The organism is Streptomyces sp. BL1, assembly GCF_057628045.1.
Window position 1 is genome coordinate 730,389 of the sequence record NZ_JBXYWZ010000002.1, and the last position, 25,654, is coordinate 756,042.

The following is a 25,654-nucleotide window of genomic DNA, read 5'->3' on the forward strand; positions in this document are numbered from 1 at the left end:
CTCTTCCACGTAGTGACTGATGGGTTGTGCGGAAACTCCCCCGTATACGCCTCAGGCGACGGCGAGTTCGGCTCCCTGCTCGCCGGTCTCCAGACCGAATTTGCGGTACAGGGCGATCACCGCGTCATGGACACGGTCTTCGCGTACCAGCAGGGAGATGCGCAGCGGGCTGCACGAAACGCCTTCCGTCGCGATGTGGTTCTCGGCGAGTTCGTTGATGGCGGAAACGGTGATTCCCGTGTCCGTGAACAGTCCGGTCCCCACGATGGAGACCCTGCCGAGAGAGGCCCGCGCCTCGACCGCGCCGCCGCGCGCGGACACGATCTGTTCCAGCGCCCCGTACGCCTCGTCGAGTTCCGCCGCCGGGACGCAGAAACTCATCTGTACGTCTCCGCGGGACGGTGACCACCAGTTGACGGAGTCGACGGGAATCCGGCGGTCGGCAAGTGCTCCCAGTACCTCCACTTCCGAGATCCGCAGCTGCGGACTGCGCCGCGCCGCCCGGATCACCACCTGCGCGGTCGCCAACTCGTGGGTGAGCGCGGTGATATGGGCGCTCCCTTCGAGCGTCATGGGAGTGTGTGACATCTCGCTCCTTCCGACGATGGTGGTTCCCGTCCCCCGGCCGGCGGAGTGCCGGACGACGATGTCGGTGGCGTGTGAGGCGGCCAGTTCGACCGCTCGGGAATGCATGACGCGGGCGCCGGAAGCCGCCATCTCGATCACGAGGGCGGAGTCGACGGCCGGCAGTACGCCCGCTCCGTGGACCAGCCGCGGGTCGGCCCGGTGCACGCCTTCGACATCCGTGAAGATTTCGCACGCCAGGGCCCCGTGTGTGACCGCCAACGCCACCGCGGACGTGTCCGAACCGCCGCGGCCGAGCGTCACGACCTCGCCCCCGGGGCCCTGCGCCTGGAAGCCCGCGATCACCGCGACGTGCCCGCGTTCCAGCACGCCGCGTACGGGTCCGGGGTCGACTGCCGTGACGAGGCCGGCTCCGTGCCGCCCCTCCGCGCGCATTCCCGCCTCGGGCCCGGACAGGGAGACGCTGGGAACGCCCCTCTCCTGCAGTGCGAGGGTCAGCAGCGCGGCCGACGCCAACTCGCCGGTGGCCAGCAGCTTGTCGGCCTCGCGGGAGCACGGCACGCCACTGACCGCGTGCGCCGAACGGATGAGGTCGTCCGTCGTACTGCCCCGCGCCGAGACCACGACCGCGGTGGCCGCGCCGCCACGGTGGCTGTGTGCCACCCGGTCCGCGACGGAGCGGATCTGCTGCTCCGTGGCCAGGGAGCTGCCGCCGTACTTCTGGACGTTGATTTCCATGCCGGGTCCCGCCGCCTCCGTGCCCTTCGTGGACTCCTCTTGTGTTCGTCCGAAGCTGTTCTACAGGCCCCTCTTGATCATTTGATCCCGGAAATACGGGGTCTTCGCGAGCGCCCGGCCGGAGACGGGCCGCCGGGGCGCCTCGCGCGAATACGCGAGGAATAACCAGGCGGGACGGCGGTAGGGCCGGCCTGCCGGCGGCTTCCGGGCAGGACCGGATACGGGGGCGGTGACAACGCGCCGGGCGCGGCGCAGGACCGACGACGGCCGGCAGCCGTCATGCATGTCCGCGCCGCGCCCGGCGGCAAGCGGTCCGCGTATCAGCGCGGTCCGGTGCGGGTGATACCGCGGTCCGGTACGGGTGATGCCGCGGTCAGTGCGGCTGGAGTCCGTCGTTCAGCACTTCGGCGCCGTCGCGGATCCGGGTCGGCCCGGCGACGGCGGCGACGATGTGCCGCGCGGACCTGCCCAGTACGCGTCCGACCATGGGCTCGATGGCCCCCGCCAGGTGCGCCACGCTCGTGCTGAAGGACACCTGATAGCGGACGGTCGACACCTTGCCCCGCGGCACGACGCCCCAACTCCCGGAGAAGGCCACGAAGTCGCCCGATGTCTGCTCGAAGTCGGCGCCGAGGCCGGGCTGCGGCAGGAACCTGTCGTGCTGGGTCCAGCGCGCCGTCCCGCCGCGGAACGCCAGCGTCCAGTGGCTGAGCGGGGGTTCGAGCTCGACGGAGAGCACGTCCGGTGCGTACGACGGGAATTCGTCGCACCGGCGGAGCGCGGCGTACACCTCTTCGGCGCTGCGCGAGGTGTCGATTTCGACAGTGTGCACGGCCATGGGGGAACCTCGTCTCGTCTCAGCCGAACGTACGGGAGCCGGCCGGCCGGACCAGATCGACTCCCTGCAGACGGGTGGTGCGCAGCATCAGGTAGTTGGCCTCGCCGAAAGCCCCGCCGGTGAGACCCGTGCCGCCATGCGTGGGCAGGAAGGGGAGGAAGCCGGAGTGCGAGTCGTTGAGGTTCAGCACGCCGCAGTCGGTCAGCCGCTCGGCGGCGCGCCGGAGCACCTCGTCGTCGCCGGACCACAGTGAGTTCCGCAGCCCGTACTTGTTGGAGCCGACGAACTCCAGCACGTCATCGAGCAACCGGCCCTCGTCGGCGGCCGGTTCGGGGACGACGACGGGCAGCAGCGGCGCGAAGGTCTCGTCGCTGACCGCGGTCATGCCGCGTGCCTCCCGCAGCCCGTCGATCCGCAGGACCGTCGGCTCCAGGAACAGCCCCGTGTCCGACTCGGAGCCGTCCACCTCCAGCCGCCGCCCGCCGTGCAGCAGGGCGGCGCCCTTGCCCAGCGCGTCGGTGATGTTCGCGAAGAAGACGTCCGTCATGAGGACGGGGGTCAGTACGACGCCGGGTTCGTCGGGGTAGCCGGGCACCACCCGCTGCGCGGCCGCCACGAGCCGTTCCAGCAGCTCGTCGGCGATGTCGGGGTGCGCGACCACCTGGTTGGGGATGTTGCAGATCTGGCCCGACTGGCGGAAGTTCTCGGTCAGCGCGCGGACCGCGCCGTCGAGGTCGGCATCGCGCCAGACCACGCAGCAGTCGTTCCCGGCGAGTTCGAGTATCGGCTTCTTGCCGACCGACACCGCCTGCTGTTCGAGCGCCAGTCCCTTCGTCGTGCTCCCTATGTACACGATGTCGTTGACCTGAGGGCTGGCCAGCCACGTATCGGTCATGGGAGACGCGCACAGCACGTTGAGGGTGCCCGGCGGCGCGCCGAATTCGTCGAGGACGGGAGCCACGACTTCGCGCAGCACGAAGGTCGTCGCCAGCGGCACGCTGCGCGGTGCGCGGACGACGACGGCGTTCCCCGCGAGCATGGCGGTCACCCCGAACAGCGCGTTCGGGGTCGACGCGTTCTGCGGGGGGTTCACGCAGACGACGCCGTCGGGGACACGGCGCACGATGGACTTGCGGTATCCGTCGTCGCGCTCGAAGTACATCTGCCCGGCGCACCAGTCGAGCGTCTCCGCGCTGAAGTCGGCGGACCAGTACTCGTCGATACAGGGCCCGGCCAGCGAGCGGGGCTGCCCCTCGGCGACGAGCAACTCGACGATCTCTTCCCGGCGTTCCCGGAGGCGTTCACCGATCCGGCGCCCGACGCGCACGCGCGTCTCCAGCGGGAAACGGGCCCACTCCGGAGCGGCCCGCGCGGCGGCGTCCAGGGCCTGCGCCATCATGCTCTCGTCGGCCAGCGCGCAGCCGCCGACCACGTCCTTGCCCGCGGCGTGCGGGTCCAGCGCCCCGCTGTCCAGGTCGCGTTTGAGCCGCATGTTCGGAAACGTGTCGGCCAGGACGGCACGCGCGGAAACGGTGTGCACATAGCGTCCCGCCGGGTGCTCGACCTCCTCTCCTCCGATGAAGGCCGGGTACATCAGTAACCCGGACCGGCTCTTGACGGGCAGTTCAACACCTTGGCCGAGACTCACACCATCAGCCACTCCGCACCCACTCCTCATCCTCAAACCGTGACTAACCAACCCTCACTGTGCGATAGTTGGCCCCCCTCAGCGCTAACCGGCTTGTGACCTACGGTAGTTACCGTAACCCCCTACGGTCAATAGGCGGTTACTTCGCACCGGAGAACAGAACCAGTGAGCGAAACCCGTGGTCAGGGGCGTACCAACGCCTCAGCCGACAACAGGTACCCCTCAAGTCGCGTTCATACCGGCCATTCCGGGGCACCCCGTCGCCGATGGCGCCGGACTGTGCCGGCACCGGGCGGACGACAGGCAGTTCAGCCGGACCGCCGGAGGGACCGCGCACAACGGAAGGTCACCGCGCCCCTCTTCGGCCCCGTGCACACGGACAACGCAAGGTCACGACGTCTCCAGCTCCGCAGCGCGGAGAAGGACAAAGGGTTGGTTATGGCATACGACTCCCGGTCGCCTGCGAGCGCCGACAGTTCGCTCTTCGGACGGGAGGAAGCCCTCGAAGAGATCAGGGACAGCGTCGACGCACTCTCCGACGGGGCCGGCGGCATCCTCGTGTTCGAGGGTGCGGCAGGACTGGGAAAGAGCCGTCTGCTCGCCCATACGGCCGGCATGGCCGAGCGGAAGGGCGTCACCGTCGCAGCCGGGCGGGCCACCGAACTCGACCATGTCGTACCGCTGTCCAGCCTGCTCGGCACACTCGGCAACTGTCCTCCGTTCGCCGGCCGGCTCTCGGACCTCTCCGAACTCGACGGAAAACGCAGGCTGTTGGAGTGCCTGCAGGAACGGCTCGAAACGTTTCTGAAGTCGCACAGCCTGCTGGTCGGCATCGACGACGTGCACTGGGTCGACGAACTCACCGCGCTCGCCCTGCGGACCCTCGTTCCGGCGTTCGCCTCACAGCCGCTGCTCTGGCTGATGACCCGGCGCCCCTCGCTGTCGACGAGCCCGGCCCACGAAGCCGTGGAAGCACTCCTCGCCGAGGGAGCACGCCACAGGGAGCTGGGCGTGCTCTGCGACGAAAGCGTCAACCGGCTCTGCCTCGACGTGCTCGGCGCCCGCCCCGCCCCTGAACTGCGCAACCTCGTCGCACGGGCGGGCGGCAACCCCTTCCTGTGCGACGCGCTGCTGCGCTCGCTCCGGGACGCGGGACGGCTGAACGTCGCCCACGGCACCGCCTGGCTCGCCGAGGAGCCCTCCGAACAGCCCGGTGTGCATCTGCCCGAGGGCTACATCCGGATGGCGACACGGCTGCTCAACGACCTCTCCGAGGACACCCACCGGCTTCTGGAGGCGGGAGCGGTGCTGGGGCGCCCGTTCACGGTGCACGAGGCCGCGGGGCTCACGGGCCGGCCCGCCACCGAACTCGTGGAGGCAGCGACCGAAGCCGTCGCCTCCGGCACACTGCGCGGTGGTGACTCGGCACTCTCCTTCCAGTACGAACTCATCCGCGACGCCGTGTACGCACGGCTCACCAAGCCCGTACGGCTGGCGCTCCACCGGGAGGCCGCGAAGGTCGTGCAGGCAGAGGGCGGATCCTCCACGGCGGTCGCCGACCACCTGCTGCGCAGCGGACACCAGGCGGACACGAAAGCCATCGGCGTACTGCGCGAGGCAGTGCACCGGCGCGCGGCGGGGTCACCGGGCGAAGCGGCCGACCTGGCACTGCAGTTACTGGACCTGCTCGACGGTGACGACCCGTCGGTGCACGAACTGACGGTGGAGGCCATGCGCCTGCTGTCCGTCTCCGGCAGGGCCCAGGAAGCACGGGTGCTGGGCGAACGGGCCCTGCACCGCGGCCTGGACGCCGAGACGACGACAACTCTCCTGCACAGGCTGGCCGATGTGCTGTTCCGGCTGGGCGACAACAGCGCCGTGACCGAGTACACCCGCCGCGCCCTCGCCCGTACCGACCTTCCGGACCCCGACCGTGCGGAGCTCCTCGGCATGCAGGCCTACGGGCTGGCCGGCAGGGGCGACACTCACGAGGCCGACGCGCTCGGCGCCGAGGCGGTCAGGCTCGGCGAACGCGCCGCGCACAGCGAGCCGTTGGTCATGGGGTCCCTCGCCCGCAGCATGGTCGCCCTCAACCGCGGAGAACTCGACCGGTCACTGACACTGGCCCGGTCCGCGGTGCGCACCGCGGACGCGGCCGGCCCGCACGTGCAGCGGCTCCATCCGCGGCTGTGGCTCAGCCCCGCCCAGATGGCACTCGACCGGTTCGACGAGGCGGAGACCACGCTGGTGCTGTACGAACGCGAGGCGGAGGAGCTCGGCACCACCTGGGCGCGGCCGCTGTGGCACTACCAGCGTGCCCGGCTCCGGCTCTCCGCCGGCCGGTTGGCGGAGGCCGCGGCCGAGGCCGAGCAGGGGCAGCGGCTGACGGACTCGCCCTCGCTGACGCGACTGGCCGCTTCCCTGCTGGCGCTGCAGAGCGAGGTCCTCCTGCGCTGCGGCGAACTCCCCGCGGCGCAGGCGAAACTGCGCCGCGCTGAACAGCTGACCGAGGCGTCCAGCATCGCCAGTCCCTTTGTGACCTGGCGGAAGATCCTGTGCCTGGAAGCGGCCGGGGAGACAGGGGAAGCGCTGCACACCTCCGGGCTCTACCGGGGCGCCGAGGAGCTGCGCGCCTTCATCATGCGCGGTCCGCTGATCGGGCCGACGCTCGTCCGGCTCGCACGGCAGAACGGAGCCGGCAGGGAGGCGTCGGAGATCTCCACGATCATGCGGGAAATGGCCGACGCCAACCCGGGCGTCACGTCGCTCGCCGCCGCGGCGACCCATGCGGACGGGCTGGCCCGCGAGGACCCGACGAAGCTGGCCGCCGCGGTCCAGCTGTACCGCTGGACGCCCCGCCGGATCGCGCTGGCCCTGGCCCTCGAGGACGCGGCGTCTGCCTCCCGCCGGTCCGGCCGGGAGACCACGGCGAGGCAGAAGCTGGAGGAGGCGGCCGAGACTTGGCACTCGTGTGGCGCGACCCGTGAAGTCGCGAGGGTGCGGGCCACGATGAACACCGCCATGTCCGGCTGTGCGGGTCTCCCGATGAGCGACAGGCCCGTCCCGCAGGCGGAACCACCGGCGGCGACGGTCGTGGACGGGCAGTGGGAAGACCTCACCGAGGCCGAACAGCGCGTCACACGCCTCGTGGCCGAAGGCCTGACGAACCGCGAGATCGCCTCCCGCCTCAGCCTCTCACCGCACACCGTGGATTCCCATGTACGGCGCAGCTTCGTCAAGTTGGACGTGACGAACCGCGTCGAGCTGACCCGCAGGGTGCTCGCCCGTGAGGACGGAGGCGGAAACGGGAGCGCGCCCTGACCGCGTCCGCCCCGTCCTCGCACGTTGCGTCCTCGGACCGCCCGGGACGGAGGGGGTGCTGAGGCAGACTGGTGCGCATGGCTGTGCAGTTCATCTCTGTCATCGGGAACAGTCCCGGCGTCGGCAAGTCCACTCTGTGCCGTGCGGTGGCCGAGTGGCTGGCCGGCACCGGTGCGGCGGTCGACCATTTCGAGGAAGCCGACATCCTCACGCGGCCGGCCTTCCGGCCTGTGGCCCAGGAGTTCGCCGACGGGGCCTCCAGCGTGCGGCCGGAGACCCTCGTCGACGCCACCCGCGCCTACGTCGCCGACTCGCAGGCGGCGGACATGGAGTACGTGGTGACGGACGCGCTGCTGCCCTTCGTCCCGTCCCTCGTCGCATGGGGCCACGACGAGAGCGCCCTCGTACCGTTCATGGACAAGCTGACCCGCGCGGTGGAACCCGCGCGGGTGACGGTCGTCTACGTCCACGACGACCCGGCCGCGGCGCTGGACCGGGCCGTGGCCCGGGAAGGCGAAGCCTGGGCGCAGTGGTACGTCGACAAGCTCGCCGCCTCCCCCGGCACCCGGTCCGTACACGACCTGACCTCGGCCGCGGAACACCTGCGCGACGAGACGGAGATGACCCGCCGCCTGCTGGCACGGACACCCTGGCCGGTGGTGACCGTGGACGCGGGAACGCACGACGCGCGGGAGGCCTTCACCTCGGTACGCCGCCAACTGACAGGCCCCCTGGGCCTGTCAGAGCATCCGACGCCCTAGAGCCGGCCTTCAACGCTAGCTCAATCCGCGCGTTGCCACCCAGCCCTGTCCTGTGAACTGCGTTCTCGAAAACAGGACTTGGCTCCGTGAGAGACACTCACTGCAGGTCTGCCCTTTGAGTGTCACGACTCGTCGGCCCGAGGGCGGGCTCAAGGTGGGCACTGCGGCAGTTGGCGGGCCACCGGCGGTCCGCCGGCCAACGCCTCACCCTGGGCAGGAGCCGTTCTTCCCCTGGTACGTCCGGTAGGGCTTCGGCGGGCGGTAGTCCCGCGGGCGGGGGAACTCCACGACCGGCACCGGCTTGCACACAGGCCAGTTTCCGTTTCCGGCGGTGTAGCCGAAGTCCCCGCTCGCACCGCGGACGCAGCCTTGGCACGTGTCGTTGGGGAGCATCCGCATGTTGCGGACGGTGTTGGTGACGTCGTGCTCGGAGGGCAGCTGCTGCCGGCGCAGTTCCTGCTTGGTCTGTGCGACGGCCTGTGCCAGCACCTGGAAGGCGTCGTAGTGCATCGCCGCGTAGCCGTCGTCCAGGGCGCGGCCTTTGAGGCCCGTTTCCTGCGCCATGGTATCGGCGAACATCCGGAACTGTGCGGGTGCCTCTTGTCCTGCGCGCCACGAAGGGACGTCCGCGGAAGCCGCGTTGAGCGTGACGACCCCGGCCTGCTCCATCTGCGTGGTGGACTTCTCTGTGGTCAGCCGCGAGGTGAGCCCCGTCGCAACCCGCAGGATCCGGATGGTCTCCTTGTCGTTGCGCGTCTGGCACTCCGGTTCCTTGGCGATCGCTTCCACCAGGTACGGCAGGTCCCAGTCGCGCCCGGCGAGGAAGACGGTGTCCGAGTCCGTTTTGCAGATGCCCTCGGCTGCCGAGGCCACGGCGTGCGGCGCCCCTTGGTAGGGGCCCATGGTGCCGACGTAGGAACTCTGCCGGATGTTCAGCCGGTAGGCCGCTCCGAACCGCTTCTCCAGTTCCGCCTTGGTGTTGGCGACGTAGTTGTCCTCGGTGCGCGAGTCCCAGACGAGGTAGCCCCGCTTCGTCTTCTTCTCCCGCTGGAGGAGGCGGGCGAGAGCGGCGGTCGCGTTCCGGTTGTTGGGGGCAGTCTTGAAGAACGTGCCGGCCTTGATCTCGGGGGAGCTGAGCACGCCGCTGACTGTAGGGATGCCCTTGGCCGACAGGGCGCTCGCCGCGTCCTGGGTGTCCTGTTCGCTGTTGGGCAGTCCCATGGCGCCGATGAGCGGGGCGTCGCTCTCCTTGGGACGCTTCGGCCCCGTGAGCCGCGCCGCTTTCTCCACCGCCGGGTCCCACAGGGAGAGGTCGGTGCCGGTGTTGCCCAGCAGCATCTGGAAGTTGACTCCGGTCTGCGCCTTGTTGGCCGCGACCTGTGCGGCGTAGGCGCCTGCCAGACTGTTCCGGATCAGCTCGGAGGTCATCGCCCCCGACTCCGAGGGGTTGAACGGGAGCAGCAGGGCGACCTTCACGTACGGCTTGCGGTGGGCGGTCTCCTTCGGGTGCTCCCACGCGTCGCGCACCCGCAGGTTCTCCTCGGCAACCCGCTGTACCAGCCGGGAGAAGCGCGGGTCCGGCCCCTTGTCTCCGGGCTTGAAGGACGGCGATGAGGCAGTGGCGTCCACCAGGCCGACGCACTCGCCCTCGCGCTCCACGAGCCCCTGCGCGCAGTCGCTCCGGGTGAGCACCGGGACCGTCACGATCGCTGCCGCGGCCAGTAGGGCGAGAACGACGGCTGCGGCCACGCCCTTCTCCGCGGGGCCTGGTGGGCGGCCCCGCAGCCGGGTGAAGGGGTTCACGAACACCACCCGGGCCAGGCCTCGTACGGGGCGGACGACGATGTCAGTGACTCTCACCGTGGCTCCCTTCGGAGTCCTGGAGCGATTCGGCCGAGGGCGGGGTGTGCAGCTCGCGCAGTGCGTCGTGCCATTCCTGGGCGGCGTCGAACAGCGGGCCCGTGCCTGCGGTGTGACGCGCCGACAGCATCTCCAGATCCCACTTGATGCGTCCGCACAGCGTCTCGTCCGGCGCGGTCAGCGGGTCGGCGGCCAGCCACACCGCGTGCAGCAGGCGGCGCACGGAGCGTTGGACGAAGTCCCCTTCGGGCCGGCCCTCGGTGGGGCCTGGCGTGGCGTCGGGCTGTGTCCGGGGGGTTCCGGCGGCGACGGCCCGGCAGTCCTCGGCCCAGCCTGGACGCGGCGGATGCGGGGCCGAGGCCACATGCCACAGATCGCGCAGCCACTGCGGTGCGGAAGACGAGGCGAACCGGGTGGCGAGCTGCTGCGCCACGTACTCGGTGTCGTCGTCCGCGAGTGCGTGGTGCAGCGCGTCGACGTCCTCTCCCGCGCCCTCATGGTGGCTGCGCAGCAGCCGGTGGATGCCGGACCAGGTCGGCGGGGGGCCCGTGGACTCCGGTGGTCGGCGCCGGAGTTCGAGGACGAGCACGGCCCGCAGGAACGGGTCGGCGATGAACGGACGGCCTGTGCCCGCGTCATGCTCGGCCCGCAGATAGCCGCGGGTGGTCTCCACAGCGGCACCTTCGGAGTCGGAGGCGAGGTAGATGTCGGCCAGGGCGCGTGCCGCGGCGTCGTCGCGGGCGACGGAGAACAACGTCAGGTTGCGGCGCAGTTGGCCGTCCGGCACCAGCCGGGCCGCGATCTGCCGCGTCACTGACTGCCCTGCCAGCTGAAGAGTGCCCACTTCGTGGCCGGTTGTGGACTCGGCGCGCGGATCGGCGGCCACGGCGTCCCGCAGCAGACCGCATCCCAGCGGCGATCCGCCGGTGAACCTGCGAATGGCGCGCGGGAGTTCAGGGCGTGGCGGCGGGTCGGCGGCCATCAGCATTGCCACGATGTCGTTGCGCTCGAGGGGCGGCAGATCCACGGCCAGAAGCCCGGCGGACGGGGAACCGGTCGTCGGCCGCGACCAGTCCCGCGCCCCGCCCGCGAGCTGTGCCGGGGTGCTCACCTCCGCGTCGGGTCCGGCCCGGCGGCGGGCATCGCCGCGCGCGGTGGCGAGGAGGATCAGCGGGTCGCGGGAGCCCTGGGCCCGGTGGGTGAGGAAGGCGTCGTGGAGGCGTGCGCCCGGTGGTGCGTGCACGTCGTCCAGCAAGAGCAGTGGCCGCGGCGTCCGGTTGAGGCGCGTCCACCCGCTGTAGTGGTCCGACAGGTCCTCCAACAACGCTGCCGCGAGGGCGGCCTCGGACTCCTCGCGCAGGTCGTCGCCCAGGTGGAAGAACCGGCACAGCTCCTGGAATGGCTGTGCGGACTGGTCGCCGAGGCGTCCGGCGTAGAAGGACTCCACGGCGCGGGAGCGGAGGGGGGTGAGATACCGCTGCATGAACAGCCGTACCGAGGCTTCGGCGACCGGCGCGAGTTCGCTCTGGTCGCGTAATGGCAGGGTGGTGTTGACGTCCTGTACCCAGGAGTCGGCAGCGGGCGAGTCGGCGGCCACCAGACCGCACTCGGTGAGCAGCCGCCGCATCCGCGCCTGGGCGGCGTTCTGCTCCTGCCGGTCGCCGCGGTTCCAGGCGGAGATGGCCGCGAGCCCCGTCCACAGCCGCGGCAGGCGCAGGCGCTTGCGGCCGGTGACCGGGGCGCACAGTCCGCAGGCCGTGTCGGTAAGGAGGTCGGCGCCTGCGGAGGTATTGGCGACCATCGTCAGCTCGGACCCGGCGTCGCGGGCGCAGTTCACCTCCGCCACCGGGGCCCGCTCGTGATACGCAGCGAACAGCGCGTCCAGCACGGCGGTGCGTCCGCTGCCGTGCGGGCCGGTCAACAGCAGCGCGGGCACATCATGCGGATGCGCCTGTTCCAGTAGTACCGGCCGCTCGGCGTGCAGCCCGACCAGCCGCGGGACCAGGTCGTGCAGGAGAACGTCACGGCCGTACAGTCTGCTCACGCTCGTCCTCCCCGCCCGGCGTCCGTCAGCCGAGCAGTCTCGTCAGGGTCGGACCGATGGTCTGCAACAGCGCTTGTGCCACAGTGGAGTTGGGGGCCGCCGCCAGTTGCTCTTGGATGCGGCCCACGAGAGTACGCAGCCGCCCTTGCTGCTGCGGGAGGGCACCCGTGCGGCGCAGTTCCTCGCCGTCCCGCAGCAACCGGGCGAGTTGCTCGGGGCTCATGTCCAGGCCGGCGGCCTGTTCACGGATCGCGTCGACGAACTGCACGAGGTTGCCGTAGGTGATGTTGACGTCGCCGTGGACGGTGCCGAAGTGGATGTCGCCGAGCGCGGGCTCGCGGGCCAGATACGCCGACACTCCGCCGCCCTCGGTCGCACACCGCAGTCCTGCGGCCGTCAGCGTCACCCGGCTCGCGACGGTCCCGTTGCCGAGGACAAGCAGCCGCGTCTGGTGCAGGAAGCGGGCGCTTGCCTCGACGTCGCTCTGACTGAGCGCACTGCCGTGGAAGAAGACCTGCTCGGCGACGAAGAACTCCTTCAGGCGCGGCCGGTGGCCGGCGCGCTCCTGCTCCCACACCCAGTCGAGCAGGGCGTCCTCGGTGTACCGCTGGACGGCGCCCGGGTCCTGCCGTTCGGCGGTGAGTGCCTGGGCGCGCGCAAGTCCTTCGGAGGTGAGCTCCGCGTCGGGCGGCGGCCCCTCCCCCTCCTCCCGGGCCCGGAGCAGGCCTCGGTCCTGGAGATCCTCGACAACGGCGGTGACGCCGAGCGCCGGCTTGTTCTGCTGCCGGGCGAAGTCCCCCGTCGGCACCGGCACACCGGCCCGCCTGCCGCACTGCTCCAGCAGCCACAGCAGCAGACGTACCTCGTAGCGGCCCAGTACGGCCGTTCGTCCCGTCATCGTGAGCCCGACCCCGTTGGCACACCCGTGTGGAGTGAGTGTGAGAAGAGTCGAATCTACCCCCGACCCCGGCCTGCTGTCAGGCCCCGGGAACATCTCAGCGGTCCACAACTCCGGCTGTGCGGAGCCAGGTTGGACCTCACGGCGGACGGGAGCTGCGGGCAGTACAGCGTCCAGCCCGGTCATGGCGGGTACGGCGTGCGGCACACGTCCCCCAGCCGAACGGGCAGGCAGAAGCGGGGAGTTGACGGTGCCGTCCACCCCCCCCCCGCTTCGGCCGGGGTCAGGCGGCCGTGTTGAAGGTGGGGCGGCGGCGCGGGCGGCCGGGGCGGCTGCGGCGTGACTGCTGCGCGGGGCCGGTGCGCTTGGGGGGCTCGGTGTCCGTGGCCTTGAGGGGGATGCCCGAGGGCTTGCGGGCGCCGGTGATGCGGCTCAAGTCGTCCTCGCCGAGGCGCACTTGGGTCTGCTGCGCGGTGATGGCGGCGTCCGCCATCAGGCGGCTCATGCTGCGGCGCTGCCCGGGGAGGACGAGGGTGACGACGGTGCCGGACTCGCCGGCGCGGGCGGTGCGGCCGCCGCGGTGCAGGTAGTCCTTGTGGTCGGTCGGCGGGTCGACGTTGACGACGAGGTCGAGGTTGTCGACGTGGATGCCGCGGGCCGCGACGTTGGTGGCCACCAGGACGTTCGTGTGGCCGGACTTGAAGCCGGCGAGGGTACGGGTGCGCTGGGACTGCGACTTCCCGCCGTGCAGGGCCGAGGCGCGGACCCCGACCGCCAGCAGGTCCCTGGCCAGCCGGTCCACTGCGTGCTTGGTGTCCAGGAACATGAGCACCCGCCCGTCACGTGCGGCGATCTCGGTGATCGCCGTGTGCTTGTCGGCGCCGTGCACGTGCAGCAGGTGGTGTTCCATGGCGGTGACCGCGCCGGCGGAGGGGTCGACGGAGTGGACCACCGGGTCGGTCAGATAGCGCCGGACCAGCAGGTCGACGTTGCGGTCCAGGGTGGCGGAGAAGAGAAGCCGCTGTCCCCCGGGGCGTACCTGGTCCAGCAGGTGGGTCACCTGGGGCATGAAGCCCATGTCGGCCATCTGGTCGGCCTCGTCCAGGACCGTGATGTCGACCTGGTCCAGCCGGCAGTCGCCGCGTTCGAGAAGGTCCTTGAGCCGGCCCGGTGTGGCGACCACGACCTCGCTGCCCGCTTGCAGGTCCCGTGCCTGACGGCCGATCGACATGCCGCCGACCACGGTGGCGAGCCGCAGCCGCAGCGCGCGGGCGTACGGGGTGAGCGCGGCCGTCACCTGCTGGGCGAGCTCCCGGGTGGGGACGAGGACGAGCGCCAGCGGCTGCCGGGGCGCGGCGCGCTGTCCGGCGGTACGGGCCAGCAGCGCGAGGCCGAAGGCGAGGGTCTTGCCGGAGCCCGTACGGCCGCGGCCCAGGACGTCGCGGCCGGCCAGCGCGTTGGGCAGCGTCGCGGCCTGGATCGGGAACGGGGCGCTCATGCCCTGGCCGCGGAGCGTGGTCTTGAGACGGTCGGGCATGTCGAGACCGTCGAACGTCTCGACCGCCGGCAGGGGCGCGGTGTGGGTGACCGGCAGGGCGAACTCCTGCGGGGCGCCCGCGGGGCGTCCCTGACTCGGGCGCCTGGCCGAACGTGCGGGCCCGCCGCGGCGGTTGGCCTGCTGCGGGCGGCGGCTGTCGCGGCCGGAGCCGCCGGCACCGTTGCGTGCGGAGAAGGAGCCGGCGTTCGTGCGAGCAGTGTGGTTCATGCAGAACCTTCCTCGATGCGGCACGTATCGAGGAACTCACCGCAGCGCTGCGGGGCGCCTGGAGATTCGCAAGAACGAGCCGAAGAAAAAGACGAAAAAAGCGGGGCCACAAATGGCCACCAATTCGTCATGAAAAATTCACCGGGCCACTGTCCGTGGAGGAAGCGGCCGCTGTGCGGGTGTGAGGGAGTCGTGGGGCGGGGCCTGTGCCCGGCCCGGGACTCGGGGTGCGGCAGCCGAAGCCGCCGCTCGCTCACCGGCGCGGAGGTCCGCTGCCGGAACGAGCGACAAACAACGCGACGAGCCGGGACCCGCACGCAAGTGCGTGCCCCGGCTCGTCGTGCGCGTCAGCGTCAGGCGGGAGTGATGTTCTCCGCCTGCGGGCCCTTCTGGCCCTGCGTGACATCGAAGTTCACCTTCTGGCCTTCGAGCAGCTCGCGGAAGCCGGTGGCGTTGATGTTCGAGTAGTGAGCGAAGACGTCAGCGCCGCCGCCCTCCTGCTCGATGAAGCCGAAACCCTTTTCCGAGTTGAACCACTTTACGGTGCCAGTAGCCAAAATATATCTCCTTCGGGGCGGTACCCGGTAACCGCACTGTGCGGGACCGGAGTTGCCGCGATGATCACCCTCCGGAAATACCGAAATACACAAGACTCGATCCAGCGGTGCTGGAAGGAGCACTTGAAGTCTTGGGGAACCACAACTGCAACTGGTCGTAACCGTAACACGGGCAATACCGAGAGTGCGATGGTTTCCCGTGCCGTACCTGCCGAGGCAAATCACCGGCTCACACCCTGCTCGTATTTCTGTGCCGGCGGAGCGAGATTTCCGCGTCCGGGCGGCCGCGAATTTCCTCGGCGACGCCCGCCGCCGGGGCCCTGACCACCACCCGGACCACCCGGGCCCGGCGGAACGGCCGGGCGTGCCGCGCCGATGGCCTGCAGGAAGGCGGAGTTGGCACCGGGCACCCGGCCCATGTCTGCGTCCGCGAGCACAGATTTTCTCCAGCGGACCCCAGGCGCCCGGCACGCCCCGTCAGCCACGGAGCCCGAGGCGAAGATGCCGGGCAGCCGGGCCGGCTTGGGGTCCGCCGTGTACGCGGTGAGGCGTCGCATCGTCGTGCGGCCGGTGCGGTGGGTGACGTAGTACGGCGGGCGGGGCGAGAGGGAGGGCGAGCCGGTGAACAGGCCGCGCGGCGAGGGCGCGAACGGCGCTCTCAGCGCGGTCTTCTCCACGTCCTCCAGCATGAAGGCGTTGTGTACGAAGCCGATGCCGCTGCCGATCTCCTGCCGGGTGCGGCCGGGCTGGGCGCCCCAGGGCGTGCAGCCGAGGAGGAAGCCGAAGGCCGACCAGCAGTTGACGCCGAGCGCGCGGCGCTCAACGTGCCCGGCACGCATGGGGTGTGACGTGACGTCAGCCGTCGGTCACTGCCGCGCCGCGACCGCCCGGCCGATCATCTCGGCCACGGAGTCCACGAGTTCCTCGCCGGGCAGCCGCTGCTCGGCGACCAGCCGGCAGAGCAGCGAGGAGGCGACGAGCGTCGCGGCGGCGGACAGGCTCGGCCCGGAAGTCGCCCAGGTCGGGCGGACCTCCCCGCGGGGTGCGCGGTACCTGCCCCCGGGGCCGCGGTGCCTGCCCTCAGGCGCCCGACACCGGGGCCGGATCGGTCAGTTCGGCGCGCAGCGCATGGGGCCTGACGAGCCGTGCCGGCGGCGCCCGTGGGGATCGTGTGGCTCAGGGGCCGGCGACCGTGGCGGGAAAGTCTGAATGGTGGTTCACTCCTTCCATGGCCTACCGCAAGACCCCTGCCGAAATCCGCCGGCTCGACGCCGCACGCGAGCATCTGATCGCCTGCGCCACCGCGGTCGTCGCCGAAGTCGGCTGGTCGCAGGCGTCCGTGACCGCCGTAGCGGACTCCGCCGGGATCGCGGCCGGCTCGGTCTACCAGCACTTCGCCTCCAAGGCCGCGCTCGCCGTCGAGGTCTTCCGGCGGGCCGCGGGACGCGAGGTGGAGGTGCTCGGCGAGGTCCTGCACGGGCCGGGCGACCCCGTCGAACGCCTCGCCCGCGGCGTCGAGGTCTTCGCCCGCCGCGCGCTGGAGAACCGCGGCCTGGCCTACGCCCTGCTCGCCGCCCCCGCCGAACCCGCCGTCGGCGCCGAACGCCTCGACTTCCGCCGCCGCTACCGCGCGCTGTGGGCCGAGGTGGTCCGCGAGGGCATGGCGAGCGGCCAACTGCCCGCCCAGAACGGCGAGATCACCGCTGCCGCGCTCACCGGCGCGATCGGCGAGGTCCTCGTCGACCCGCTCGGCACCCCCGACGAGCACGCCGTCGACGGCCTCCTCGCCGAACTCACCGCCACGGCCCTGCGCTGCGCGGGCGCCGCCACGACCGACTGACCCGACCCCGCCGACCCGGAGGATCCCCCATGTCCGTGACCAGTCACCCCACCGCCGTGACGCACGAAGTGACCAACCAGGCCCCGCCGTTGACCGGGCACGACGCCGCCGACGACCCCGTACTGACCGAGGGCGTACGCCGGGAGGGCGCCGCGTGGCACCTGGACGATCTGCACCGCTTCGGACGCCTCGCCGGCAGCGAGGAGGCGCGCACCTGGGCGGACGAGGCCAACCGTCACGAGCCCGAGCTGCGCACCCACGACCGCTACGGCCACCGCGTCGACGAGGTCGCCTTCCACCCCGCCTACCACTCGCTGATGAGCGCCACCGTCGGCGCGGGCGCCGCCGGCGCCGCCTGGGCCGACGAGCGGCCGGGGGCACATGTGGCGCGCGCCGGAACCTTCATGGTGGCGACCATGATGGAGCAGGGGCACATGTGCCCGGTCTCCATGACGTACGCCGTGGTCCCCGCGCTGCGCCGCTCCCCCGAACTCGCCAAGACCTACGAGCCGCTGCTCACCAGCACGGTCTACGACCCGGGCCTGCGCGCCCCGGCCGGCAAGCGCGGACTGCTCGCCGGGATGGGCATGACGGAGAAGCAGGGCGGCACCGACGTACGCGCCAACACCACGGCAGCTGCCGAACAGGCCGACGGGACCTGGCGGTTGCGCGGGCACAAGTGGTTCACCAGTGCCCCGATGAACGATCTGTTCCTGGTGCTGGCGCAGACGCCCGGCGGGCTCTCCTGCTTCCTCGTCCCCCGCGTCCTGCCCGACGGCAGCCGCAACACCTTCCGCATCCAGCGCCTCAAGGACAAGCTCGGCAACCGCTCCAACGCCTCCAGCGAGCCGGAGTTCGACGACACCGTGGCCTGGCTCGTCGGCGACGAGGGCAAGGGCGTGCGCACCATCATCGACATGGTCACCATGACCCGCATGGACTGCGTCCTGGGCTCCGCCGGACACATCCGCGAGGGCCTCGCGCAGGCCGCGCACCACACCCGGTACCGCGCGGTGTTCGGCGCCAAGCTCATCGACCAGCCGCTGATGCGCCACGTACTCGCCGACCTGAGCCTGGAGTCGGAGGCCGCCACCACCCTCGGCCTGCGCCTGGCCGGCGCCGCCGACCGCGCCCAGCGGGGCGACGCCGGCGAGCGCGCGTTCCTGCGCCTGGCCACCGCCGTCGCCAAGTACTGGGTGTGCAAGCGGCAGCCCGCCGTCACCGCCGAAGCCCTCGAATGCCTCGGCGGCAACGGATATGACGAGGCGTCAGGCATGCCGCGCCTCTACCGCGAGGCCCCGCTCAACGGCATCTGGGAGGGCTCGGGGAACGTCAACGCCCTCGACATGCTGCGCGCCCTGGCCCGCGAACCCGCATCCCTCGACGCCTTCCGCACGGAGGTGGAGGCGGCGGCCGGGGCCGACCACCGACTCGACGCCGCCTGGCGGGAGTTGAAGGATCAGCTGGTCCTGACGGAGGACGCCCCGCTGCGTGCCCGCCGCGTGATCGAGCGGGCGGCCCTGGTCCTGCAGGGCTCGCTCCTCGTACGGCACGCCCCGGCCGCCGTCGCCGACACGTTCTGCGCCTCGCGCCTCGCCGGCGACCAGGGCCTCGCCTTCGGAACCCTCCCGCCCAGCACCGACTTCCCGGCGCTCCTCGACCGCCTCCCGGCCTGATCCTCCGCGCCGGGCGGCGCGAACTCGCGTCACCTCATGGCCGGTTGAGACGCTTCAGGGAAGGACGACGAGGTCGCGGCCGGTGCGGTTGAGGCGCTCGCCGCCGTTCCCGGTGCAGAGGACGATGTCCTCGATCCGGGCACCGTACCGGCCGGGAAGGTAGATGCCCGGCTCGATGGAGAACGCCATGCCGGGCTCCAGGGCCAGCTTGCTGCCGGCCACGATGTAGGGCTCCTCGTGGGTCTCCAGGCCGATGCCGTGGCCGGTGCGGTGGATGAAGTGCTCCCCGTAGCCGGCCTCGGCGATGATCTCCCGGCCCACGGCGTCCAGTTGCTCGGCGGTGATGCCGGGCCGTACCGCGTCGGTCTGCGCGCGCTGGGCGCGCAGCAGCACCTCGTACAGCCGGCGGAACTCCTCGGGCGGCTCGCCGCCGACCACGTACGTACGCGTGGAGTCCGAGCAGTACCCCTCGGGTGTGGTGCCGCCGAGGTCGACGACCACCGGGTCACCCGGGCCGATCACGCGGTCGGACAGCTCGTGGTGGGGGCTCGCGCCATGCGGACCGGAGCCGACGATCACGAAGTCGGTACGGGCGTGCCCCTCGGCGGTGATCGCGTTGGCGATGTCCCGTCCGACCTCCCGCTCGGTGCGGCCGGGCCGCAGCCACTCGCCCATGCGCGCGTGCACCCGGTCGATCGCGGCGCCGGCCCGGCGCAGGGCCGCCGCCTCCTGCTCCGTCTTGCGCATGCGCAGTTCTCGCAGCACCGTTCCGGCGAGTTCCTGCCGGACGCCGGGCATGGCGGCGCGGAACGCGAGGGTCTTCTCCGCCCACATGTGGTTGTCCACGCCGACACACGTGACATGCGAGGGCAGCCGGGCCGCGACAAGGGCGTACGGGTCCTCGGTCTCGTTCCACCCGGTGATCTCGATGCCCAGACCGCCGGCCGGGGACGCCTGCGCGGCGGCCATCTCCAGGGCCGGTACGAGCAGGAACGGCTCGCCCTCACTCGGGAGGACCAGACAGGTCAGCCGCTCCAGCGGGAGGGCGTCGTACCCGGTCAGGTAGCACAGGTCCGCGCCGGGAGACAGCAACAGGGCATCCAGCCCCGCGTCTGCCGCCGCCGCGCGCGCGACATCGAGGCGGTCGGCCGGCCACAGCTCCCGGCCGGACTCGAAGGTCTCGTCGGACATGACTCCTCCGTGCGTGAGGGCTGCCCCCGTCAGGCGGCCGACAGAAACGGCACGTTACGCCGCCGACGAGCAGTTCGCGTGCCCCTGCCGGCCGCGCCGTCGACGGCGCGGCCGCGCCACGGGGTGCCGCTCCCCCGCCAACTCGCGTTGCGGTACGGGCTCCCGGACCGGGCGCACCCCCGCACGCGCGAGACGCCCGCCTGCATCGGACCGCCCTCACCGGCCGCTGGCAACGGGAAGCTCGCGCCCCCGCGCCGCCGCCGCGCTCGCTAAGCGCTGCTCCACTCGCCGGCCCGCCGGGAGCAATACCGCGTCCGGCATGAACCGCCGTTAGCCGCCCGCGAGTTCGCCGCTGAGCGTTCCGTGGAGGCGGGAGCTGGGTTCGTTGAGGCCGATGATCTCGACGGTCTTGCCGCGCTGCTTGTACTTGTTCTCCACCGCGTCGAGCGCTGCGACCGAGGACGCGTCCCAGATGTGGGCCTCGGAGAGGTCGATGACGACCTTGTCGGGGTCGCCCGCGTAGTCGAACTGCGTGACCAGGTCGTTGGAGGAGGCGAAGAACAGTTCGCCGGTGACCGCGTACACCGTCTGGCCGCCGTCGGGGTCGGTGACCGAGGTGACGTTCGCCAGATGGGCCACGCGGCGGGCGAAGATGACCATCGCGGTGAGGCTGCCGACGACGACGCCGATGGAGAGGTTGTCGGTGGCGACGACCACGGCGACGGTCAGGACCATCACGGTGGTCTCACCGAGAGGCATGCGCTTGAGAGTTGCGGGCTTGACGGAGTGCCAGTCGAAGGTGCCGACCGAGACGAGCACCATCACGGCGACCAGCGCGGCCATCGGGATCCGGGAGACGACCGGGCCGAGGACGATGCACAGGATCAGCAGGAAGAACCCGGCGAGGAAGGTGGAGAGCCGGGTACGCGCACCGTTCTTCACGTTGATCATCGTCTGGCCGATCATGGCGCAGCCGCCCATGCCGCCGAAGAACCCGGTGACGATGTTGGCGATGCCCTGGCCGACCGACTCGCGCGTCTTGCCCGAGCGGGTGTCGGTCATCTCGTCGACGAGCTTGGCGGTCATCAGCGATTCCATGAGGCCGACGAGGGCCATGGCGAGCGCGTAGGGGGCGATGACGGTCAGCGTGTGCGTCGTGAACGGCACGTCGGGCAGGCCGGGTACGGGCAGCGAGGAGGGCAGCTTGCCCTTGTCGCCCACGGTGGGTACGGCGATGCCGGCGGCGACGGTGATCACGGTGAGGATGACGATGGACACCAGCGGCGCGGGCACCGCCTTGGTGACCCTGGGGAAGAACACCATCAGCGCCAGCCCGGCGACGACCAGCGGATAGACGGCCCAGGGCACGTCGAGCAGGTTGGGGATCTGCGCGGAGAACAGCAGGATGCCGAGCGCGTTGACGAAGCCGACCATCACCGAACGCGGCACGAACCGCATCAGTTTGGCCACCCCCAGCGAGCCCAGGGCGATCTGGAAGATACCGGCGAGGATCACGGTGGCGATCAGATAGCTGAGGCCGTACTGGCGGGCGACGGGCGCGACGACCAGCGCCACGGCTCCCGTCGAGGCGGAGATCATGGCGGGGCGGCCGCCGACGAAGGCGATCACCATGGCCATGGTGCAGGCGGCGAACAGCCCCACCTTGGGGTCGACTCCGGCGATCACCGAGAAGGAGATCGCCTCGGGGATGAGTGCCAGGCCGACGACGAGACCGGCCAGCACCTCCGTACGGAAGACCTTCGGGGACAGCCACGTGGGGCGGCGCGGGCCGCGCAGCAACGCGGCCGGGGACAGCACAGCAGAGGGCAAGACAACCAACCTGTCGGACTCAAGCAAGCGCACCCCGGGGCGGGGTGCGCGGGGGCAGGCACGGAAGACGGCGGCCCTCCGCGGCGGCCCGCTCACGGCGGGCCGGGAAGTCATCGGCAGCGCCCGGTACTTCCGGCCTCGACAGCCGGAACTCCGGCGTCAGCAGCCGGGGGGTCACGGCGGGCAGGCGGCGGCGCCGGGCATCATGGATACGCGCACGCTCTCCCCCGCAAGGCATCGTCACCGCTGGGCATCGCCACCGCGCCGGGACGGCATCGGCCCGGAACGGGGAGCGGTGCGGGCACCGGACCCGCACCGTACGCGGCAGAGGACAGCCCACGGCTGCCCTCGAACAACAACTCTACCTCCGCCCGCTCCCAGGGCGGCTTCCGCCTCTACCCCGAGGCCGACGTCGTACGCCTCATGGTCATCCGCCGTATGAAGCCGCTCGGCTTCACTCTCGACCAGACGCGGGACCTGCTGGAAGCCACCGACCGCCTCGACGCGGACGGTTCCGGGACGGCGACACGTCAAGGACGGTTCCGAGGCCGCGGCCCGGGCCGTGCCATGAGCGCTCTCGCGGCGAGGGCGGGCCACACTTGCGGGGCGGGCCCCTGCCCGTCGTGCGACGCACCCTCGTTCCCGGAGAGCTCATGGACACCGAACAACTGCAGGCTCAACGGCGTCTGCTGATCCGTCAGCGGGTCCGCCCGATGGTGAACCAGTACGAAGTGCACACGGAGACACCGGACGGCAAAGAAGGCGAGATGGTCGCCTTCGCCCGCCAGAAGCGGGTGGCCTTCAAGGAACAGGTGACCCTCTACACCGACGACTCCCGACAGCACGTGTTCGGGGGCTTCAAGGCCCGCCAGATGCTGGATGTCGGTGCCGCGTACGACGTCACGGACGCCACCGGGGCGAGCGTGGGCCTCTTCCGCAAGGAGTTCAGAAAGTCGCTGCTGCGCTCGACCTGGCGCGTGGAGCAGCCGGGGCTGGGGACGGTGACCGGACAGGAGCGCAGTCTCGCGGTGGCGCTGATTCGCCGGCTGTGGGACGGCTTCATCTGGCCCTACCACTTCGACTTCACCGGACCCGACGGTGCGGCCGCCTTCTCGGTGACGAAGAAGATCGGGCTGCGCGACCGCTACGTGGTGCAGATCGACGATCCGCGCCTGGACCGCCGGCTCGTCATCGCCCAGGCCGTCGCGCTCGACGCACTCCAGGCCCGGTGACGCGCTGCGGGCCCGGCGACCGGACGGTCCGGCCCGAGGGCGGCGCGGGACACGGCACTCTCGACTTGATAGGCAAGTGGTGACTTGCCTATCCTGTGGTCGTGGCCGACGAACTGTTCAAAGCCCTGGTCGACCCCACCCGCCGCACCATCCTCGACGAGCTCACGGAGAAGTCCGGACAGACACTGTTCGAGATCTGCTCGCGGCTGAGCATGAAGCATCAGCTCGGCATCTCCCGCCAGGGTGTCTCCCAGCACCTCGCCGTACTGGAGGCCGCCGGGCTCGTCGAGACCCGGCGGGAGGGCCGCTACAAGTTCCACGACCTGAATACGGCACCGCTGCGGCAGATCGCCGAGCGATGGCACACGCCCGGCACATCCGGACCGGAGGAGAGCACCCCATGAAGATCCACCTGACCAGCGTCTTCGTCGACGACCAGGCCAAGGCCCTGCACTTCTACACCGAGATCCTCGGGTTCGTGAAGAAGTACGACGTCCCGGTCGGCGAGCAGGACCGGTGGCTCACCGTCGTCTCGCCCGAGGAGCCCGGCGGCACGGAGCTGCTCCTGGAGCCCGCCGGTCACCCGGCCGTCAAGACGTACCGCGACACGCTCGTCCAGGACGGCATCCCGCTCGCCCAGTTCGCCGTCGAGGACGTGCAGGCGGAGTACGAGCGCCTCAGCGGCCTCGGCGTCCGCTTCACCCAGGAGCCCCTGGAGATGGGCCCGGTCACCACCGCCGTCCTCGACGACACCTGCGGCAACCTGATCATGCTCGCGACGCAGCCGAAGTAGGCGGCTGGCCAACGGACGTGACGGCGCGTCACCCCCGGGCCCGTCCCCGCCGTCACCGCGTCGCGGCGTACAGCGTCCGCGTGGCCGTGGTGAAGCGGGCCAGTGCGTCCGGCAGCGGGTCGGTGCCGATGCCGGGCGTGGTGGGTACGGGCAGGTGGCCGTCCTGGAGGACGAACGGTTCGGTGAGGTCCTCGGCGAAGTAGCGGCTGGAGGCGGACGTGTCGCCGGGGAGGGTGAAGCCGGGCAGGGCGGCGAGCGCCAGATTGGGGGCGCGTCCGATGCCGGTCTCCAGCATGCCGCCGCACCACACCGGCACACCGTGCGCTGCGGCGAGGTCGTGGATGCGGCGGGCCTCGAGGTAGCCGCCGACCCGGGCCGGTTTGATGTTGATGACGCGGCACGCCTCCATGGCGATCGCGGAGGCGGCGTCGCGCGCCGTGTGGAGGGACTCGTCCAGGCAGACCGGGGTGGCCAGCCGCTGCTGCAGCCGGGCATGGGCGTGGAGGTTGTTCTCCTCCAGGGGTTCCTCGATGAGCAGCAGGCCGAACGGGTCGAGTTTCCGCAGGTGTTCGGCGTCCGCGAGCGTGTAGGCGGTGTTGGCGTCGACCTGCAGCGGCAGCGCGTCGCCGAAGCGTTCGCGCACCGCCCGTACGGGCTCCACGTCCCAGCCCGGCTCGATCTTCAGTTTGATCCGTACGTACCCCTCGGCCAGATACCGCTCCACGTCGTCGAGCAGCTCGGGCAGGGAGTTCTTGATGCCGACGGAGACGCCGGCGGGCACGCGATCGCGGGTGGAGCCGAGGTAGGTGGCCAACGGCATGCCGTGGGCGCGCAGTTCGGCGTCCAGCACGGCCGTCTCCAGTGCCGCCTTGGCCAGTTCGTGGCCCTTGACGGGGGCCATGGCGGGGGCGAGGGCGGCGGTGGTCGGCTCCGGGAGCGCGGCAATGCGCGGCAGCAGGAAGTCGCGGAGGACGATTTCGGCGCCGGCGACGAATTCCGAGCAGTACAACGGCTCGGGGTCGGCGGCGAATTCGGACCAGCCCTCGGCCTCGTCGGTGACGACGTGCACCAGGAACGTGTCCTTGGTGGTCATCGTGCCGAAGGAGGTACGGAAGGGCGTGACGAGCGGAAGGGCGACGAGGAGCAGGTCGACGCGTTCGAGCTTCATGCGCGCGCCTCCTTCTCGCGTACGGGGGTGGCCGGGGTCTCGCGAGTGAGGAGGTACCAGCCGTCGCGTGACATGGCCGTGGCCCGGAAGCCCTCCGCGTACGCGTCGGTGAACACGGCCCGTACTGCGTGCCGCCAGCGCAGCGCCAGGCCGGGGTCGGCGGCACGCAGCGCGACGATGTCCTGCGGTACGCGGCACCACAGCCGGTTCCCCGTGTGTGCGGCCAACGGGCCGCCGTCCGGGGCCTGTCGGACGACCTCGGCGGCCTCCCGCCCCTCGGTGGGGTCGACTTCACGGGCTTCCGCTGTGAGGTTCCAGCCGGCGGTGAGGCGGTCGCTCTCGTCGCCGCCGTTCACGCCGTCGTTCATCGACCCGTAGAAGTCGACCAGATACTCGGAGCCGACCGCGCCCAGCTTGGCCAGGTTGAAGCGGGCGTTGCGGCTGACCAGCGGGTCGAAGGTCCAGCGCATGGTGTGGGCGCCGCGCTCCAACGCCCAGACGCGCTGGGCCTGTTTGACGGCGAAGCCCACACCCCGGTCGGAGGCGGCCGCGGCCGCCACGAAGGAGTACACGTCCCGTTCGGCGGGCGGGCCGAAGACGGCGACCGCCGCCCCGGCCAGCCGCTCCTCACCGTCGGGCTCTCTCGTGTACGCGGCGTGTACGGCGCCGCCCGCGTGCACCAGGCTGTGCAGCACCTCCGCCGGATAGGGCGGGGTCTCGCGCGGCGTCTGCCACACGTCGGCGAGGAAGCCGGCCACCGCGTCGAAGCCGGCCACGTGCTCGACGGTGCGGACCGTCACCCGGGCGGTGCGGGCGGCCTCGGCCGCCACGGCATCGGCCGCGGCCGCGAGCGCCGCCGGATCGCCAGGGCCGGTGGCGGAAGTGGTCGCAGGTGTCATGTCTCCGAGT

The 25,654-nt window shown here is 71.3% G+C and carries 20 protein-coding genes and 1 pseudogene; 8 read left to right on the top strand and 13 right to left on the bottom strand.

The features are described from left to right. Positions 1 to 51: 51 nt before the first annotated feature. The 3 genes from AC3AGO_RS03410 to AC3AGO_RS03420 form a co-directional block, all read right to left on the bottom strand. Positions 52 to 1,323: an aspartate kinase gene (locus AC3AGO_RS03410; protein ID WP_487818593.1), complete on the bottom strand. Its 1,272-nt coding sequence runs from the start codon at positions 1,321 to 1,323 to the stop codon at positions 52 to 54. 373 nt (positions 1,324 to 1,696) lie between these two features. Further along, on the bottom strand, positions 1,697 to 2,161 hold the full coding sequence (locus AC3AGO_RS03415; RefSeq protein WP_487818594.1) for a type II toxin-antitoxin system RatA family toxin: 465 nt from the start codon (positions 2,159 to 2,161) through the stop codon (positions 1,697 to 1,699). A gap of 19 nt (positions 2,162 to 2,180) precedes the next feature. Continuing rightward, positions 2,181 to 3,653: an aldehyde dehydrogenase family protein gene (locus tag AC3AGO_RS03420; protein ID WP_487818595.1), complete on the bottom strand. Its 1,473-nt coding sequence runs from the start codon at positions 3,651 to 3,653 to the stop codon at positions 2,181 to 2,183. 594 nt (positions 3,654 to 4,247) lie between these two features. Between AC3AGO_RS03420 and AC3AGO_RS03425 the strand changes: the two genes are divergently transcribed. After that, a complete protein-coding gene (locus AC3AGO_RS03425; protein WP_487818596.1) occupies positions 4,248 to 7,130 on the top strand; it encodes an ATP-binding protein in 2,883 nt (960 codons plus the stop codon). 77 nt (positions 7,131 to 7,207) lie between these two features. Further along, on the top strand, positions 7,208 to 7,891 hold the full coding sequence (locus AC3AGO_RS03430; RefSeq protein WP_487818597.1) for a nucleoside/nucleotide kinase family protein: 684 nt from the start codon (positions 7,208 to 7,210) through the stop codon (positions 7,889 to 7,891). Positions 7,892 to 8,095: 204 nt separating this feature from the next. Here the strand turns inward: AC3AGO_RS03430 and AC3AGO_RS03435 are convergent, their stop codons facing one another. From AC3AGO_RS03435 to AC3AGO_RS03460, 6 genes are all read right to left on the bottom strand, one after another. Then, complete coding sequence (locus tag AC3AGO_RS03435; RefSeq protein WP_487818598.1) at positions 8,096 to 9,751, bottom strand: type 1 periplasmic-binding domain-containing protein; 1,656 nt, start codon at positions 9,749 to 9,751, stop codon at positions 8,096 to 8,098. After that, positions 9,738 to 11,795: an ATP-binding protein gene (locus tag AC3AGO_RS03440; protein ID WP_487818599.1), complete on the bottom strand. Its 2,058-nt coding sequence runs from the start codon at positions 11,793 to 11,795 to the stop codon at positions 9,738 to 9,740. The genes AC3AGO_RS03435 and AC3AGO_RS03440 overlap by 14 nt, the downstream gene beginning before the upstream one ends. Before the next feature lie 25 nt (positions 11,796 to 11,820). Then, entirely contained in the window at positions 11,821 to 12,693 is an 873-nt protein-coding gene (locus tag AC3AGO_RS03445) for a hypothetical protein (RefSeq protein ID WP_487818600.1), read from the bottom strand. A gap of 283 nt (positions 12,694 to 12,976) precedes the next feature. Next, the gene (locus AC3AGO_RS03450; protein WP_487818601.1) at positions 12,977 to 14,458 is read right to left on the bottom strand and encodes a DEAD/DEAH box helicase; all 1,482 of its coding nucleotides are present in this window, start codon (positions 14,456 to 14,458) and stop codon (positions 12,977 to 12,979) included. A gap of 353 nt (positions 14,459 to 14,811) precedes the next feature. Next, positions 14,812 to 15,015, bottom strand: coding sequence for a cold-shock protein (locus AC3AGO_RS03455; RefSeq protein WP_487818602.1), 204 nt, complete (start codon positions 15,013 to 15,015; stop codon positions 14,812 to 14,814). Positions 15,016 to 15,236: 221 nt separating this feature from the next. Further along, on the bottom strand, positions 15,237 to 15,854 hold the full coding sequence (locus tag AC3AGO_RS03460; RefSeq protein ID WP_487818603.1) for a hypothetical protein: 618 nt from the start codon (positions 15,852 to 15,854) through the stop codon (positions 15,237 to 15,239). A 389-nt stretch (positions 15,855 to 16,243) separates the two neighbouring features. On the opposite strand from AC3AGO_RS03460, the gene AC3AGO_RS03465 reads away from it, so the two are divergent. Next, positions 16,244 to 16,855, top strand: a complete 612-nt coding sequence (locus AC3AGO_RS03465; RefSeq protein ID WP_487818604.1) for a TetR/AcrR family transcriptional regulator — start codon at positions 16,244 to 16,246, stop codon at positions 16,853 to 16,855. A gap of 29 nt (positions 16,856 to 16,884) precedes the next feature. Further along, entirely contained in the window at positions 16,885 to 18,531 is a 1,647-nt protein-coding gene (locus AC3AGO_RS03470; protein WP_487818605.1) for an acyl-CoA dehydrogenase family protein, read from the top strand. A gap of 54 nt (positions 18,532 to 18,585) precedes the next feature. Here AC3AGO_RS03470 and AC3AGO_RS03475 read toward each other — a convergent pair whose 3' ends face one another. After that, entirely contained in the window at positions 18,586 to 19,722 is a 1,137-nt protein-coding gene (locus AC3AGO_RS03475) for a M24 family metallopeptidase (RefSeq protein ID WP_487818606.1), read from the bottom strand. Between the two features lie 330 nt (positions 19,723 to 20,052). Further along, positions 20,053 to 21,552, bottom strand: coding sequence for a SulP family inorganic anion transporter (locus AC3AGO_RS03480; protein ID WP_487818607.1), 1,500 nt, complete (start codon positions 21,550 to 21,552; stop codon positions 20,053 to 20,055). A 366-nt stretch (positions 21,553 to 21,918) separates the two neighbouring features. On the opposite strand from AC3AGO_RS03480, the pseudogene AC3AGO_RS03485 reads away from it, so the two are divergent. The 4 genes and pseudogenes from AC3AGO_RS03485 to AC3AGO_RS03500 all read left to right on the top strand — a co-directional run. Then, positions 21,919 to 22,065 (top strand): annotated as a pseudogene (locus AC3AGO_RS03485) (MerR family transcriptional regulator); the annotation flags it as partial. Positions 22,066 to 22,205: 140 nt separating this feature from the next. Continuing rightward, positions 22,206 to 22,784, top strand: a complete 579-nt coding sequence (locus AC3AGO_RS03490; RefSeq protein WP_487818608.1) for an LURP-one-related family protein — start codon at positions 22,206 to 22,208, stop codon at positions 22,782 to 22,784. A 101-nt stretch (positions 22,785 to 22,885) separates the two neighbouring features. Then, complete coding sequence (locus tag AC3AGO_RS03495; protein WP_487818609.1) at positions 22,886 to 23,188, top strand: ArsR/SmtB family transcription factor; 303 nt, start codon at positions 22,886 to 22,888, stop codon at positions 23,186 to 23,188. Further along, positions 23,185 to 23,577: a VOC family protein gene (locus tag AC3AGO_RS03500; RefSeq protein WP_487818610.1), complete on the top strand. Its 393-nt coding sequence runs from the start codon at positions 23,185 to 23,187 to the stop codon at positions 23,575 to 23,577. The genes AC3AGO_RS03495 and AC3AGO_RS03500 overlap by 4 nt, the downstream gene beginning before the upstream one ends. A 52-nt stretch (positions 23,578 to 23,629) precedes the next feature. Here AC3AGO_RS03500 and menC read toward each other — a convergent pair whose 3' ends face one another. Together menC and AC3AGO_RS03510 are read right to left on the bottom strand one after the other, a co-directional pair. Next, positions 23,630 to 24,745 carry an o-succinylbenzoate synthase gene (gene menC, locus AC3AGO_RS03505; protein WP_487818611.1) on the bottom strand — a complete coding sequence of 372 codons (1,116 nt, stop codon included), beginning with the start codon at positions 24,743 to 24,745 and terminating at the stop codon, positions 23,630 to 23,632. Continuing rightward, a complete protein-coding gene (locus AC3AGO_RS03510) occupies positions 24,742 to 25,644 on the bottom strand; it encodes a chorismate synthase (protein WP_487818612.1) in 903 nt (300 codons plus the stop codon). Before AC3AGO_RS03510 ends, menC begins: the two co-directional genes overlap by 4 nt. Between the last annotated feature and the right edge of the window lie 10 nt (positions 25,645 to 25,654).

Bases quoted from the DNA above. Each gene is read 5' to 3' on its own strand.
- AC3AGO_RS03410 (WP_487818593.1), bottom strand. From the start codon at position 1,323: ATGGAAATCAACGTCCAGAAGTACGGCGGCAGCTCCCTGGCCACGGAG.
- AC3AGO_RS03415 (WP_487818594.1), bottom strand. From the start codon at position 2,161: ATGGCCGTGCACACTGTCGAAATCGACACCTCGCGCAGCGCCGAAGAG.
- AC3AGO_RS03420 (WP_487818595.1), bottom strand. From the start codon at position 3,653: ATGCGGCTCAAACGCGACCTGGACAGCGGGGCGCTGGACCCGCACGCC.
- AC3AGO_RS03425 (WP_487818596.1), top strand. From the start codon at position 4,248: ATGGCATACGACTCCCGGTCGCCTGCGAGCGCCGACAGTTCGCTCTTC.
- AC3AGO_RS03430 (WP_487818597.1), top strand. From the start codon at position 7,208: ATGGCTGTGCAGTTCATCTCTGTCATCGGGAACAGTCCCGGCGTCGGC.
- AC3AGO_RS03445 (WP_487818600.1), bottom strand. From the start codon at position 12,693: ATGACGGGACGAACGGCCGTACTGGGCCGCTACGAGGTACGTCTGCTG.
- AC3AGO_RS03450 (WP_487818601.1), bottom strand. From the start codon at position 14,458: ATGAACCACACTGCTCGCACGAACGCCGGCTCCTTCTCCGCACGCAAC.
- AC3AGO_RS03460 (WP_487818603.1), bottom strand. From the start codon at position 15,854: ATGCGTGCCGGGCACGTTGAGCGCCGCGCGCTCGGCGTCAACTGCTGG.
- AC3AGO_RS03465 (WP_487818604.1), top strand. From the start codon at position 16,244: ATGGCCTACCGCAAGACCCCTGCCGAAATCCGCCGGCTCGACGCCGCA.
- AC3AGO_RS03470 (WP_487818605.1), top strand. From the start codon at position 16,885: ATGTCCGTGACCAGTCACCCCACCGCCGTGACGCACGAAGTGACCAAC.
- AC3AGO_RS03475 (WP_487818606.1), bottom strand. From the start codon at position 19,722: ATGTCCGACGAGACCTTCGAGTCCGGCCGGGAGCTGTGGCCGGCCGAC.
- AC3AGO_RS03490 (WP_487818608.1), top strand. From the start codon at position 22,206: ATGGACACCGAACAACTGCAGGCTCAACGGCGTCTGCTGATCCGTCAG.
- AC3AGO_RS03500 (WP_487818610.1), top strand. From the start codon at position 23,185: ATGAAGATCCACCTGACCAGCGTCTTCGTCGACGACCAGGCCAAGGCC.
- menC (WP_487818611.1), bottom strand. From the start codon at position 24,745: ATGAAGCTCGAACGCGTCGACCTGCTCCTCGTCGCCCTTCCGCTCGTC.
- AC3AGO_RS03510 (WP_487818612.1), bottom strand. From the start codon at position 25,644: ATGACACCTGCGACCACTTCCGCCACCGGCCCTGGCGATCCGGCGGCG.